The sequence below is a fragment of the Sorangium sp. So ce1153 genome, from assembly GCF_051521595.1.
Lineage (GTDB): Bacteria > Myxococcota_A > Polyangia > Polyangiales > Polyangiaceae > Sorangium.
This window is the reverse complement of record NZ_CP150361.1, coordinates 7,730,584-7,744,692: the sequence shown is the minus strand read 5'-3', so window position 1 is coordinate 7,744,692 and position 14,109 is coordinate 7,730,584. Positions and strand designations below refer to the sequence as shown.

The following is a 14,109-nucleotide window of genomic DNA, read 5'->3' as shown; positions in this document are numbered from 1 at the left end:
CCCACCCGCGCGCCGCCGCGCACAGCCCCCCGCCGGCGCTCACACTGTCTTGTGGGCGCCGTCCAACGACACGTCGCGTTGCGCGTCACACAAGGCGCGCCTCGACCAGCGCGACCTAGGACACGCTCTGAGCGCGTGGCCCATCCGCGTGACAACGAGAGCGCTGAGCTTGCCCGCGTGGCGAGGCGTGCCCCGTCACGGCGACTGCACGCCTCAGGATCGTGAGATCCGAGGGGCCGCGGCGCTGCCGCCGGCCTGCGCGGCCGCGCGGGGACGGATCCGGAGAAGAAAATTACGCCTGGTTCGATCTCGCTTCCCGGGCGCCGATCTGTGGGCTTGTCCGAGGCGCCGCTCTGGGTTGAACTCTCCACAGGATGAATGAACTTAACTTGACCAGACTCGCCGCCCACGCCGCGCTGACGCTGGCCGTGAGCGTCGCGGCGGTGAGCTGCCAGTTCGTTACGGGCCTCCATGACATGCGCGTCGACGACTCCGGATGCGGGCCGGCGGGGACGCCGTGCGGCGGGACGTGCGCGAGCGGGGAGGAGACGCCTCTCGGCACCTGCGGCGAAGACGGCACGTGCTCGGCCAAGCCGAGGAGCTGCGCGCCCTACACCTGCGACGCGAGCGGGACGGAGTGCGCCACGAGCTGCTCGACGTCACGCGACTGCAGCGACGCGGTCTGCGACACGTCCTCCGGGACGTGCCAGGCATGCGAGTGGACCCCCGATGAATCGCTGCCCGAGCTCATCAAGCAGTGCGCTCCCCAGGGCAGCGGCACGTGCAACGAATTCGGGATCGACACGGCAAACCAGTCCGTGACGCTCGATGCGTCGGAGCACCCCGTGGTGCTCATGTGCAACAACGATCAGTGCAACGGCGCTCTGGTGACGTGCAGGGGGCCGTTTCCGTGCGAGGTCGTCTGCAATGACAACAGCTGCGAGAACCTGGATCTACGGTGCAGTGACACCGGCCGATGCTCGCTCAAGTGCAACGGCTCAGGGTGTTCGGGCAACGTGAAGGTCACATGCAAGGCGAACTCTTGCAGCGTCGATTGCAGAGGCCTCGGTGACGGCCCCACCCATCCCTCCATCCATCGGGAGTGCGGGAGCTCGTGCTCGTGCAGCGAGACGCCGGAATGCGGCGGGGGCGGTGGAGGCGGGGGCGGCGGCGTCGTCGGCGGCGGCGATAGCGGTCAGACTCCCTGGCAAGGAGACGCCCGGGACAGGGGTTGAGCCAGGACCACGCGTGTTCCGACAGCCTCCGCGATCAGGGGGAGCAGGAGGTGGAGGGACGGGAGGGGACAGGACCGCCGTGCATCGGAGGGGCCGCCTCCTCCACAGCCTGCGGGGCGCCCCGTCGTGGTTGTGCGCCACGGGACATTCTTGTTGAATGCTCGGAATTTTTTCGGCAGGGTGTTCCGTCAGGAGGGGATATGTCACATCGTCGACTCGCTTCGATCGCTTCGGTGGCCCTTGTGCTCGGCGCGAGCGCGCTCGCCGCGGCCGGGGACCCGAGCCCTGCCGCGCCCGTGGAACCCGCAGCCCGAGCGGCTGGCGCCGCGCCCGCGGGGGCCGCGCAGCCGGCTGCGGCGGCGCCGTCCGGCGACGCAGAGCGGGAGCCGACGGCCGAGGAGATCGCCGCGGCGATGCAGCAGTTCGACGCCGAGCTGAAGCTCCAGAGCGGGAAGGTCACGGTCGGTGACAACCTGGCCGAGCTCGACGTGCCGGAGTCGTTCCGCTTCACGGGCCCGGAAGGCGCGAGGAAGGTGCTCCAGGCCTGGGGCAATCCCCCGGGGTCCGACGCGCTCGGCATGGTGTTCCCGGCCGGCCTGAGCCCGATCGCGGACGACTCGTGGGGTGTCGTGATCAGCTACGTGGAGGAGGGCCACGTCGACGACGACGACGCGAAGGACATCGATTTCGGCGAGCTCCTGGCCGAGATGCAGAAGGACACCAGCGAGAGGAACCAGGAGCGCCAGAAGGCGGGCTTCCCCGCCGTGCGCCTGACCGGCTGGGCCGAGCCACCTCACTACGATCCAGCGTCGAAGAAGCTGTACTGGGCCAAGGCGCTCGAGTTCGACGGCAACAAGGACGGCACGCTCAACTACGCGATCCGCGTGCTCGGGCGCAAAGGCGTGCTCGAGCTGAACGCCGTCTCCAGCATGAAGCAGCTCGCGACGGTGCGGAGCGAGATGCAGAGCGTGCTGAAGTTCGTCGAGTTCAAGCCCGGCAACCGTTACGAGGACTTCAACGAGGACATCGACCACGTGGCCGCGTACGGCATCGGCGCCCTGGTCGCGGGCAAGGTGGCGGCCAAGGCGGGGCTGTTCAAGGGGCTGCTCGCCGTGTTGCTCGCCAGCAAGAAGCTCGTCGTCGCCGGCCTGGCGGCTGCCGCGGGCGCCGCCAAGGTGTTCTGGGACCGGGTCCGCGGGCGCGCCTGACTTCTTCGAGGAGATGAATCAGGTCTTCTTGGCCTCGCTGGAGGAGGCGCCGATCGAGGCGGTGGCTCCGGCCGGCGGGGCAGTTCGTCCCTGGACGACGGCGTGCTCGCCAGTCCCTACTTCTCCACGGTGAGCGGCACTCCCGGTGAACCGACGTAAACGACCACGATCACCGCTGGCTCATCGCCGTCGTTTCGCCCGTGGTGCCAGGTGTCGACGAGCTCGAGGAATCCATCCCCTGCGTGCACCTTGAGCTCCTTGCCCGACTCCGCCACGACCGTGATGGCGCCCGAGACCATGTAGGCCGCGTTGATGATCGGGTGCTTGTGGACGTGGAGCGCGCTGTGCGGGGGGATCGTGACACGGGCGATCGTGACTTCCGGTGCTGTCGTCGGGTAGGCCGGCAGGGCCGCGCCGTCCCACGACGCACCGCCTTTCGCGAGCACCTCCACCGTGGGCCCGCGCGCTTCCTGCCCCGCGCTTCGCGGCGCCCTTTGCGCGCAGGCGCTCGCGGAAAGGCAGCATGCAACCAGGAGAACGGAGGCGGAGCGCATCGCCGGTCGGTACCATTGCCCCCGTCCGCGCCGCAAGCCCCGCCGTCGCCGTCTCTTGTCCGTCAGTTCCATCGCGAGGGGGTCGCGAGCTCGCGCACGATGATCTCGCGGTAGATCGGGTTTGCGATCTCCAGGCCACCGCTTTCGCCCATACGCGCCAGGCCGAGGTCCTCCAGGAACCGGATGTCGTCGCGCGGGAGCTCGCCCGGCGCCTCCCCCGCCAGCATCGGCTCGATGACGGCGCGCACCCGCGGCTCCCGCAGCCGCTCCGCCAGGCTGTCCAGGTGGGTCTCCTGCTGCTCGATCAGGAGAGCCTTCGCCCGCTCCACGTCCGCTGCGGTGATCGACCGCGCGGCGTCCGGCACCACCACCTCGACGAGCTGCCGGGCGATCGCGTTCACGAGCCACGGCTGCCCCTGAGTAAGCGAGAACACCCGCTCCACGGCCTCGGGCAAGAACGCCTGTCCGGTCTCGGCCGTGTGCTGCGCGTAGAGCTCCGCCACCTCCTCGCGCGTGAAGCCTCGCAACGTGAGGGACTGCACCTTGATGTTGAAGGGGCTCGCTGTCCCGAGCCGCGCGCCTCCTCCCGACGCAACCTTGTAGTCGCGCACGTCCCGCATCCCCACGAGCGCCAGCGACCACGGGAACGAGCGCGGGCGGTCCGGGTAGCCGTCGCGGATCTGCCGCAGCACCGAGACCAGGGTGACGTCTTCCAGCGCGTCGATCTCGTCGATCAACACGACGAGCGGCCGCGGCGCTGCGCTCGCCCACGCCTGCAACGCTGCCCCGATCCGCCGGCCGGGCGCGGCTTCCGGCCAGGGCGGCGGCCACAGTTCCCGCGGCAGCCGCCGCTCCGCCGCGCCCCGCCATGCGTCCAGGATGGCTGGCTCGGCGGCCTCGAGATCTCGGGAGAGCGGGGCGCCGACCTCCGCCGAGACGACCACCGCCACGTGGCGGCCCTCGCGGAGCAGCTCTTCCGCCAGCGCGAGCAGCGCGGTCGTCTTGCCGACCTGCCGCGGCGCGTGCACGACGAAGTAGGTCATCTGGTCGATGAGCCGTCGCACCGTGGGCAGCCGGCGCAGCGCCGGCAGCATGTAGTGGAGCTCCGGCTTGCAAGGCCCCGCGATGTTGAACCAGCGCGCCACGCCGCGACTGTAGCAGCAAGGCCGGGCGCAGCGCTCGCGCCTCGCAGCGGCGATCGGCCGGGAGGGCGCGGCCCGAAGCCGGTGGAGGCCGATGCCGAAGGAGCGCGAGCGCGGGTCTACACGGCTGTCCCGCCGCCGTCGCTGGGCTCGGCAGCCTTGCCTCTCAGCGCCGATCTCACGTGCTCGTGAGAGGTGCGCAGCAGCTCGCCCAGCTTGTCGAGGTCATCGATCGACTCCATCGTCACGCACGACCAGCCGAGCTGCGGGATGGTGACCGGAAGCGACGCAGCAAGCGGGACCACCCTTTCGCTCGGCAGAGGTACCCAGATGCACGGCTTCTTGCGCCCGGCCAGCAGCCTGCAGAACACCGCCGTCCGCCTCTCCAGAAGATGCATCTTCAGATAGGAGACGGTGTCTTCATAAGCGATCGGCCGTTCGGGCCCGAGCAGGCGCTGAGCGTTTGCGAAGGCATTGAGCTCTTCCTGCGTCGTTTCCACCTTGGGCGCCTGTGGCTCTTCGGGAGGAGCGCTGATGCGCGCCTGGGCTTCCAGAACCGACGCCAGCGCGCGCTGCTTCGCCCATTCGCTGATGGCATTCGCCACGATCGGCTTCCAGTTCTCGACCACCGCAGCGGTCAGATTCCTCGTTTCGATCCTTGCGACGGCGAGCTTCGTGAACTCCGGCGCCGGCTCGAGCAGCCTGGCCAGCTCCTGAACAAGAAGGTTCTGCTGACGGGTCCGCTGGGCGAACGCCCGAATAAGGCCAGCATTGTACTCGGATTTCTGGAGCACTGTGAGGAAGTCGAGCGGTGGCTGGTCGTCGGCCAGAACGTCCCACTGCACGAACGGCTCCTTATCCATCACGTTTTCGTTCACAACGTCGGTGAAAAAGCGCCACTGGATACCATTCGTCAGGATTCCGAGCTTCGCCTCGGGGGCCTTCGCGAAATAATCCGCCAGCTGCTCATCGAAGCCGGCGAGCTTCCGTCCCGCTTCTTTGGCTTCTACGAAGAAGATGGGGCGTCCGTTCTGAAGGAATGCCCAGTCGATCGGCTTGACCGACCGGTCCTTTCCGAAGTCGACGCGATACTCGGGAAGGCACTGGCGAGGGTCGGTCAGATCGTAACCAAGAAGAGTGAATAACGGCCCGATCAAGCTTTGCTTCGTGGCCTGTTCGTTGCCCTTGACGTGCTCTGCCAACTCACGGACGCGGTTGACATGCGATGCGAGCGCCTCCCTCATGGACTGCCCCTTTCTTACGGGAGAGGCTACAGGACCTCCGCGCTGTGTGTCGAGCGCGCGGCGCCTGGTTTCGAGGAGCGCGCGGCGCCTTGATGCGCCGACCAGCGTTCACCGCCGGAGCGCGTCGACGAGGGCCAGCTCAGGCCGCTGAGGCCGTGATGGCGCCCCCTTCGCACCCTTCCGGCTCCGAGCAGGGCCTCCGGCCGGCTCATCCGCCCCTCGCCAGCAGGTCGTGGACGCTCGCCAGCACGTCCGGAGCCGTTGTCAGCACCCGCTGGTGCAGCTCCCCCGAGCTGCTGGCCGCGCTCCCCGCGCTGCTGGTGCCGCTCCTCCGCGCTGCTGGTGCCGCTCCCCGACCGCGCTGACATGGCTCCTCCGCGCTGCTGGTGCAGCTCCCCCGCCGCGCTGGCCGCGTTCGCCGACCCGCTGATCCCGCTCTCCAGCTCCGCCGGGCCGCGCCCCCGAAGCGCTGGTGCAGCTCCCCGGCGACGCAACCATGCTTTCCAGAGATCCAGGGCCCGCTGGGCCGCTCCGAGCTCTGCTGTCGTGCTACGACCGCCCGCTGGCCACGACGTCCACACTGGCCACCACCCCACCAGGAGGTAGGTTATGGGAATCGAACTCTCACAAGAGCAGCACGCAGTTCTGAAGGAGACCCGCGCGGTCGGGACCCCCGCGGAGTTTCAGGCCCTCCTCGAGCAGGCGCGCCCCGAGCTGGACCGCATCGTTCGTGAGGTCATGGAGCCGAGCCAGCCCATCTCGACCACGCTCACGGAGCTCCGGGATCTCTACCTGTCGGTCGTCCAGTACGAGGCGCCGCTCGCCAGCAAGGCGTACGGCCCCGAGCGCCGCGCGCTGCTCCGCGGCGCCATCCAGCTCCTCGACACGGCGAACCTCTGGTTCGGCGAGGGCAAGCGCACCGGCGCCTATCAGGTGCGATCGATCGAGCAGGTGCTCAAGGCGAGCCGGCCCTGGCGCGCGCGGCTCAAGGCGTTCGCCGACCAGGCGTTCGTCTTCGAGCCGGACGTCGCGGAGCAGTTCGCCGACGTGAACACGAGCGGCACCCTCGACGAGGAGGTCAGCGACCTCGGCATGCTCCTCCGGCTCGCCAGGCAGCACCAGGCCCGCCTGGCTCCGGTCGGCCTCACCGACGACTTCTTGCGCGAGGGGAGCGTCCTGCTCGACGAGGTGAGCGGCCGCGATCTGCTCGGCATCCTCGGCCTGCGGAACCGCGAAGAGGCGATGGCGCTCCGCAACTCCATCGTCACCTACGCCACGCTGCTCGGGTACGAGGCGCGCGCCGCCGGCGTCAACGCCTGCTGGGACATGCCCGAGGCGAAGCGCCGCTTCAGCGCCGCCTCGTTCCGCAACGCCCTGCGGAGGCTCCGCCCGAAGCGCCGCGGCAGCGCCGTCGCGCCGGAGGAGACGGCGCCGGCCGAGCCCGCTCCCGTCGAGTCGAAGCCGGTCGAGCCCAGGCCGGTCGAGCCCGCGCCGGTCTGAAGCGACCGAACGACCGCCCGGTCGATCATGAAGGCCGAGTGTATCGGCAGGCTGTAGAACGTCGCCAGGGCGGGGAAGTTCCAGACGACGCGGAAGCTCATCCGTCCTGCTCGCGGGCCAGCTCCTCCAGCGCCTGCGGCAGACGCTCGTGAGCGACGAGGCGCGCTCGGCCTGCCGCGATGTCGGCCAGGTCTTGCTCGAGCTCGGCGCGCTGCTCCGGCGTGAGCCTCTGCACTCGCGGCGCGCGGTCGATGGCCGCGAGGATGGGGTCGCTCGGCGAGGCATCGGGGCGGGTAGCCATGGATGCAGCGTGGATCGGAAGGGGGCAGGGGAGCAAGGGGGCGCGCGTCTGGGACATGCGACCCAGAGCGGCGGTCACCCGCACAGGAGACGGGCCCAGATCGGCGTTTTCGGCGCGGAAGCGCACTCCGGTGCGCTGAGCACCGAAAACGTCGAGATGGGCCCGGATCCGAAGCGGCTGCCCGCCGCTCTAGAACAGCTCGCCGATGCGGCGGAGGAAGCTCCCGCTCGAGTAGAGCACGCGCATGCCCTTCTTGAACCAGCCGTACGACGCCTCGGTGTAGGGGAACCACGTCGGGTCCTTCGACCCGAGCGCGACGCGATCCGCGTTGATGTGCTTCACGTCGCACATCTGCCGGAGCCCGTCCTCGCCCATCACCCGGCCGAAGCCGCTCTGCTTGATGCCGCCGAACGGCGCGTCGGGGAGGGCGCCGTTCAGGAGCACGTCGTTGACCAGCACGCTGCCCACCTGCAGGCGCTCGGCCAGCCGGCGGGCGTGATCCGTGTCCTCCGAGAAGACGTACGCGTTCAGCCCGAGGTGCGACTCGTTCGCGAGGCGGATCGCCTCCTCCTCGGTGGCGACCTGCATGAACGGCACGACCGGCCCGAAGATCTCCTCGTTCATCACCGTCATCGCGTGATCGCACCCGGCGAGGATCGTCGGCTCGAAGAACTGGCCCTGCCCGGGCACGCGCTTGCCGCCCGCCTTCACGCTCGCGCCCTTCTCGACCGCATCCTTGATGTGCCGCTCGGCCACGTCGATCTGCGGCGGGAAGATGATCGCCCCGACGTCCACGAACTCCCTGCCCGGATCGCCCTGGTTCAGCCCCCTCGTGATCTCGACCGTGCGCTCGAGCAGGCGGTCGTGGATCTCGCGGTGCGCGTAGACCCGCTCCACCGCGACGCAGACCTGCCCCGCGTTCGCGAAGCCGCCGAACACGATCGCCTGCGCCGTGCGCTCGACGTCCGCGTCCGCGCACGCGATGAGCGGCGCCTTGCCGCCGAGCTCCATCACGCACGGGATGAGGCGCTCCCCGCACGCGGCGGCGACCCGCCTGCCCGTGCTGACGCTGCCCGTGAAGACGAGCATCTGGATGCCGCTGTCGATGAGCGCCGCGCCGGTCGGCCCGTAGCCGGTGACGACCTGGAAGAGATCCTCCGGCATGCCCGCGCCGTCCCAGATCTCCTTCTGCTTGAGGGCGATGAGCGGCGTCACCTCGCTCGGCTTGAGCACGGCGGCGTTGCCCGTGATGACCGCCGCGAGCACGTCGCGCAGCGCCAGCTGGAACGGGAAGTTCCACGGCGAGATCACGCCGATGACGCCGCGCGGGGCGTAGTGGACCCAGCTGCGCCGGTGCTTGAAGAGGTGGAGCTTGATCTCGCGCGTCTCGAGCGCCTTCGGCGCGATGTCCGCGAAGTACGTCGCCATGTCCGCCGCGACCAGGACCTCGTGGAGGAGCGCCTCCTGCCGCGGCTTGCCGCACTCGCGCGACAGCAGATCGACGATCTCGTCGGCCCGATCGACGATGGCGTCGCGGAAGCGGAGGATCCGCTGGCTGCGCTCCTCGACGGGCAGCGCGCCCCACGCTTCCTGCGCGCGCCGCGCCCGGGCGACCGCGGCCCGCACCTCCTCGGCGCTCGTGTTCGGGACCTCCCCGAGGAGCTCCCCGGTCGCAGGCGCGTAGCTGCGGATCGTCTCGCCCCCGTGCCCGTTCACGCCAGGACCGCTGCCGTTGCCCCCGCTCGAGCGTTCGCTCACCACCTGACCCATGTTCGATCCCTCCGCTGCCGAGCCCCGCGTCGTGGCCGGACGGCCCCGCGGCTCGCTGCTCGGCGCCGGGACCCTACCCCTCCCGCGCAGGTACAGCAAATGAGCATTTGCCCTGTTTCACGGCAAATGCGCGCGGGATCGGCCCCCATCGTCCGCTGTTGCGCTGCGGACAAATGGTGAGCACACCGCGGCGGCGCCAGGGGGACCTGCGCTCGCAGCGGCGCCAGGGTGATCGGCGAGAGGGCTGCGCCGGTACGTCGGGGTGAGCCTGGTTGGCGTCTCGGGCGGACTCTCGGCATGACGTCGGCGAGAGGAGCCGGTATAGGCAGACCCCGACATGTTGGAACAACGAGAAGTCGATCTCATCACGGCCGTCGAGCATCCGGATCCGCACCACGTGCTCGGCCCCCACGAAGAGGAAGACGACCTGGTGGTCCGCGTCTTTCGTCCGGACGCCACCGAGATCACGGTGCTCCCGGGCGACCGGTCGCTCCCGAAGCTGCCGATGGAGCGCGTGGACCCCGCGGGCCTCTTCGAGGCGCGCTTCCCCGGCGTGTCCTACCCGAAGGAAGGCCGCTTCAAGTACCAGCTCGACCTGCGCTATCCGGACGGGAACGCCTCGGTCGAGCTGGATCCGTACGGCATGCCGCCCACGCTCGGCGACATCGACCTTCACCTCCTCGCCGAGGGGAGGCACTGGGAGCTCTACCGCGTCCTCGGCGCGCACGTGCGCGAGGTGGACGGCGTCGCCGGCACGGCGTTCGCGGTCTGGGCCCCGAACGCGCGGCGCGTGAGCGTCGTCGGCGACTTCAACCACTGGGACGGCCGCCGCCACGCCATGCGCCGGATGGGCGAGGGCTTCTGGGAGCTCTTCATCCCCGGCGTCGGCGAGGGCGCGCTCTACAAGTACGAGATCAAGACCCCGGCGGGTCACATCACCGTGAAGAGCGATCCGCTCGGCCAGGCGATGGAGCTCAGGCCGGCCACCGCGTCGCGGGTCACCACGAGCCGCTACACGTTCCAGGACGGCGCGTGGATGCGCGATCGCGGCCAGCTCGACTCCCGCAAGAAGCCGATCGCGATCTACGAGGTCCACCCCGGCTCCTGGCGCCGCGTGCAGGGCGAGGGCCCGCCGTACGAGCACGGGACGCGCTGGATGACCTACCGCGAGCTCGCCGACCACCTCGTCGAGTACGTGGCCGAGCTCGGCTTCACGCACATCGAGCTGATGCCGGTCATGGAGCACCCCTTCGACGGCTCGTGGGGCTACCAGGTGGCGGGCTACTACGCCCCGACCAGCCGCTACGGCGATCCCGACGACTTCCGCTACTTCGTCGACCGGTGTCACCAGAAGGGGATCGGCGTGATCCTCGACTGGACCCCGGCGCACTTCCCGAAGGACGCGTGGGCGCTCGGCCGGTTCGACGGCACGGCGCTCTACGAGCACCTCGATCCGCGGCTCGGCGAGCACCGCGAGTGGAACACCTACATCTTCAACTACGGCCGGCACGAGGTCCGCAACTTCCTCGTCGCCAACGCCCTCTACTGGCTCGACGAGTTCCACGTCGACGGCCTGCGCGTCGACGCTGTCGCCTCGATGCTCTACCTCGACTACGCCGCGGAGGGCGGGGACTGGGTGCCGAACCGGTACGGCGGCCGCGAGAACATCGAGGCGATCGACTTCATCCGGGAGCTGTCGAACCGGGTGCACGAGCGCTTCCCGGGCGCGGTGCTGTGCGCGGAGGAGTCCACCGCGTGGCCGTCGGTGACCCACGCGACGTACGTCGGCGGGCTCGGCTTCGACTTCAAGTGGAACATGGGGTGGATGCACGACACGCTCGACTTCTTCAAGCACGAGCCCATCCACCGCGCCTTCCACTACCACCAGCTCACGTTCGGGCTCATCTACGCCTTCTCCGAGAAGTTCCTGCTGCCGCTGAGCCACGACGAGGTCGTTCACCTCAAGCGAGCGCTGCTCTCGAAGATGCCCGGCGACTACTGGCAGATGCTGGCGAACCTGCGCGTGCTCTACGGCTACATGTGGGCGCACCCGGGCAAGAAGCTGCTCTTCATGGGCGGCGAGATCGGCCAGTTCGCCGAGTGGAGCGAGAAGACGGAGCTCGACTGGGGCCTCCTGTCCGTCCCTGCGCACGCCGGGCTGAAGCGGCTGCTCACGGACATCAACGCGCTCTACAAGAAGTACCCGGCCATGTACGAGCTCGACGACGAGCACCACGGCTTCCGGTGGATCGACTGCACCGACACGATGCAGACCGTGATCTCGTTCATCCGCTACGGGGACGGCGCCGGAGACCAGATGTCGCCCTCGGGCGTGCACGTCGTGTTCGTCGGCAACTTCACGCCGGTCCCGCGCCACCAGTACCGCATCGGCGTCCCGCCGGCCGATGCCTACCTGGAGGTGCTCAACACCGACGCGGCCGAGTACGGCGGCAGCGGCGTGGGCAACATGGGCCGTGTCCAGGTCGAGGACGTCCCCTGCCACGGCTTCCCACAATCCATCGTGCTGACGCTCCCGCCGCTCGCGGTGCTCTGGCTCGTCCCCGAGCGCCACGCGTAGCCCCGAGGCTCCCCTGTGACGCGGCGCGGCCCGAGCGCCTCGCCGCGCCCCCGCCGCCAGCCCGCACGCGGGGGCGCCGGCCCATCTCACCCTCTCTGACGTGCTCGCCCCTGGAGCGATGAGGTGCGTCCCCTCCGTTCGGGTCGGAACGCTCCTGTCTCGGTCTCCGTGTGATTGACGCGGAGGCGGGCCGCTCCCCTGAGCGAGCTTGCCCGCTGGATTGCTCGACCGGGGCAGGCCACCGCGGTGATCCGCGGCCGGGTGTCACGTTCGAAACGTCCTTGCGTCAAGATCCCAGATTCTTTATTAAGGAAATTCCGCATAGCGGTAGCGGCGCTTTGCTTGTCGCAGCGAATGCACGGAGGTGGGGGGTGAGGCTTGTCCAGGCGGCGCCGTTTCTCTGTCCGGGGCTCGGGCACGCGCGTCCCGTCGAGCTGCCTCCGCCGCATCGCGGTCGATCGTGGTGCGCTGTCCGCTGGTCTCTGGGGTCTTACGTTCGCTTGGATTGACTGGCTTGCATCGAGCAAAGGCGGGGTTCTTGAATGGTGAACAGCAACGACAAGCTCCTCGGTCAGGTGAAGGCGACGGCCACCCAAGGGGGCTCGTCGCGCTTCCTGTCGCAGCCGCCCCCCGCCTCCTGGACGGGACCTGAGTCCGCGCGAGGGGGGGAGGTCCGCAGGGTCCTTGTCATCGACGACAACCCCGCCATCCACCGCGACTTCCAGAAGCTCCTCTGTCCCGACTCCGGGGCAGCGTCGGACCTCGACGCGCTCGACGCGGCGATCTTCGGGGCGCCCGCGGCGACCGCGAGGACCACGTTCCAGGTGGACGGCGCCTGCCAGGGCCAGGAGGGCTTCGACAAGGTCCGGCGGATGCAGCGGAGCGGCCAACCCTACGCCCTGATGTTCGTCGACATGCGGATGCCGCCGGGCTGGGACGGCATCGAGACGATCGAGCGGATCTGGTGCGAGTGTCCGGACATCGAGGCGGTGATCTGCAGCGCCTACTCGGACTACTCGTGGCACGACGTGATCCGGCGCCTGAAGCGGCCCGAGCTGCGGCTCCTGAGCAAGCCGTTCGAGAGCAAGGACGTGCTCGAGCTCGCCTGGTCGCTCACGTCCCGCTGGCTCCGGCGGAGCTCCTCTGTCCGCCGGTAACTCCTGATCTGGCGTCCTCTGGCTCAGGGCCCCTCCGGACCCGCTCACGAGGAGCACCAGGAGGAAACCTCGTCAGACGCTCAAAGCCGATGGGACCGCGGCCTCGGCGCCGCGCCGCCGCGGCGGCGTCCTAGTCCGCCTCCGCGGGCGGCGCCGCCTCGCCCCGCCGCGACCGCCTCGGCAGCCACATGTCCACGGTGGAGACGACCGCCATGGCGCCGAGCGACAGCAGCATGGCCACGCCGGAGATCGGCATCAGCGCCGCGGCGCCGGGCGCGCCCCGGATGAGCCACGGCGCCGCGATGTGCAGCCCGCTCGCGGCGACCGCCGCCACGACGCCCGCGGTGTGCAGCCACGACGGCAGCCGCGCCAGCAGCCAGAGGTGCGCGAGGATCAGCACGTAAACCGGCACCGAGAAGAGGTGGAAGTGCGTCACCTCGAGCAGCTTCCGCTCGGAGATCTGCTCGACGAGGACCCGCGGCGCCTCCTGCGTCGCGGGGAGCTCGAGCTCCGGGCCGAGGTCGAGCGCCGGTTCGTCAGCTGCGGCGGCCGCGGCGGGCGCCTGCGTCGGGGCAGGCGGCGGCGCGACCGCGGGCGCGCCTGCGTAGTACCCCGCGGAGCCCGCGTCCTGGACCATCGCCCCGTAGAGGCGCCACGACACGAGCAGCCCGACGAGCGACGCGACGGTGAACGCCGTGTACAGGAGCTTCGCGCCCAGCGAGAGCGACCGCAGCCGCCCCGCCGCCGCGGAGAAGTCCCTCACAGCCCGCCGCGCTTCAGCGCCAGCTGGAGGACGAGCGCGTCGCGCTTCACGCCGAGCGCCACGGAGCGGGACGAGATGGACGCGCCCGACACGATGTCGATGTCCTTGCCCGCGGTGATCGGGTCGCTCGCCGTCTTGCCCTGGAACTGGGCGCGGAAGCGATCGCCGCGGACCTCGTCGCCGTACGCCTCGCGGTACTCCAGGATCTCGATCCGCTCCACCGCGCCGGCCGTCGAGAACTTCACGGCGAAGTCGATCGGCTCGTGCATCCCCTTCTCCTCGTCCTTGATCGCGTAGCCGTCGGTCTTGCCGTCGGACTCCGCGACGTACACCACCCACTCGCGCTTGATCGGCGCGCCGAGGCGCTTGCCGATGTCCTGCGCCTCCGCGTCGCTCAGGACGACCTTGCGGTACCCGACCTTCTTCGAGCTCGCGAAGAAGCTCTTCAGGACCGCCGGGACCGTCCAGTACGTCGCGCCGTGGGCAGGGAGCGCCGCGAGCAGGAACGCGAGCGCCCCGGCGGCGGTGAAGTGGGCAGTGCGGAAACAGGAAGAACGCATCAAAGCTCCGACGAAACTGTCACTCATGAAAGTCAAAGTCAACACGGTTCGCGCCGCGGATCGCGGCTGTCGGCGTTCGTGGCGCCCGTGGCGACTG

At 69.7% G+C, this 14,109-nt stretch carries 11 protein-coding genes and 1 pseudogene; 5 read left to right on the top strand and 7 right to left on the bottom strand.

Annotated elements, in window-relative coordinates:
- Positions 1-389: 389 nt before the first annotated feature.
- The gene (locus tag WME85_RS27905; protein ID WP_437825435.1) at positions 390-1,235 is read left to right on the top strand and encodes a hypothetical protein; all 846 of its coding nucleotides are present in this window, start codon (positions 390-392) and stop codon (positions 1,233-1,235) included.
- A 200-nt stretch (positions 1,236-1,435) separates the two neighbouring features.
- On the top strand, positions 1,436-2,443 hold the full coding sequence (locus WME85_RS27900; protein ID WP_437825433.1) for a DUF2167 domain-containing protein: 1,008 nt from the start codon (positions 1,436-1,438) through the stop codon (positions 2,441-2,443).
- A gap of 116 nt (positions 2,444-2,559) precedes the next feature.
- On the opposite strand, the gene WME85_RS27895 is transcribed toward WME85_RS27900, so the two are convergent.
- From WME85_RS27895 to WME85_RS27885, 3 genes and pseudogenes are all read right to left on the bottom strand, one after another.
- On the bottom strand, positions 2,560-2,889 hold the full coding sequence (locus WME85_RS27895) for a cupin domain-containing protein (protein ID WP_437825432.1): 330 nt from the start codon (positions 2,887-2,889) through the stop codon (positions 2,560-2,562).
- A 179-nt stretch (positions 2,890-3,068) separates the two neighbouring features.
- Positions 3,069-4,142: pseudogene (locus tag WME85_RS27890) on the bottom strand (AAA family ATPase); the annotation flags it as partial.
- Between the two features lie 116 nt (positions 4,143-4,258).
- Complete coding sequence (locus tag WME85_RS27885; RefSeq protein WP_437825431.1) at positions 4,259-5,383, bottom strand: type I restriction endonuclease; 1,125 nt, start codon at positions 5,381-5,383, stop codon at positions 4,259-4,261.
- A 609-nt stretch (positions 5,384-5,992) separates the two neighbouring features.
- Here WME85_RS27885 and WME85_RS27880 point away from each other — a divergent pair.
- Positions 5,993-6,883, top strand: coding sequence for a hypothetical protein (locus tag WME85_RS27880; RefSeq protein WP_437825429.1), 891 nt, complete (start codon positions 5,993-5,995; stop codon positions 6,881-6,883).
- A 97-nt stretch (positions 6,884-6,980) separates the two neighbouring features.
- Here the strand turns inward: WME85_RS27880 and WME85_RS27875 are convergent, their stop codons facing one another.
- Positions 6,981-7,184: a hypothetical protein gene (locus WME85_RS27875; RefSeq protein ID WP_437825427.1), complete on the bottom strand. Its 204-nt coding sequence runs from the start codon at positions 7,182-7,184 to the stop codon at positions 6,981-6,983.
- A gap of 189 nt (positions 7,185-7,373) precedes the next feature.
- Positions 7,374-8,942 carry an aldehyde dehydrogenase family protein gene (locus WME85_RS27870; protein ID WP_437825425.1) on the bottom strand — a complete coding sequence of 523 codons (1,569 nt, stop codon included), beginning with the start codon at positions 8,940-8,942 and terminating at the stop codon, positions 7,374-7,376.
- 349 nt (positions 8,943-9,291) lie between these two features.
- On the opposite strand from WME85_RS27870, the gene glgB reads away from it, so the two are divergent.
- Positions 9,292-11,532, top strand: coding sequence for a 1,4-alpha-glucan branching protein GlgB (glgB, locus tag WME85_RS27865; protein ID WP_437825423.1), 2,241 nt, complete (start codon positions 9,292-9,294; stop codon positions 11,530-11,532).
- 542 nt (positions 11,533-12,074) lie between these two features.
- Positions 12,075-12,689: a response regulator gene (locus WME85_RS27860; RefSeq protein ID WP_437825421.1), complete on the top strand. Its 615-nt coding sequence runs from the start codon at positions 12,075-12,077 to the stop codon at positions 12,687-12,689.
- 130 nt (positions 12,690-12,819) lie between these two features.
- Here WME85_RS27860 and WME85_RS27855 read toward each other — a convergent pair whose 3' ends face one another.
- Both WME85_RS27855 and WME85_RS27850 read right to left on the bottom strand, forming a co-directional pair.
- Positions 12,820-13,452, bottom strand: coding sequence for a hypothetical protein (locus WME85_RS27855; protein ID WP_437825419.1), 633 nt, complete (start codon positions 13,450-13,452; stop codon positions 12,820-12,822).
- Complete coding sequence (locus tag WME85_RS27850; RefSeq protein ID WP_437825418.1) at positions 13,449-14,012, bottom strand: FMN-binding protein; 564 nt, start codon at positions 14,010-14,012, stop codon at positions 13,449-13,451. The genes WME85_RS27855 and WME85_RS27850 overlap by 4 nt, the downstream gene beginning before the upstream one ends.
- Positions 14,013-14,109: the final 97 nt, after the last annotated feature.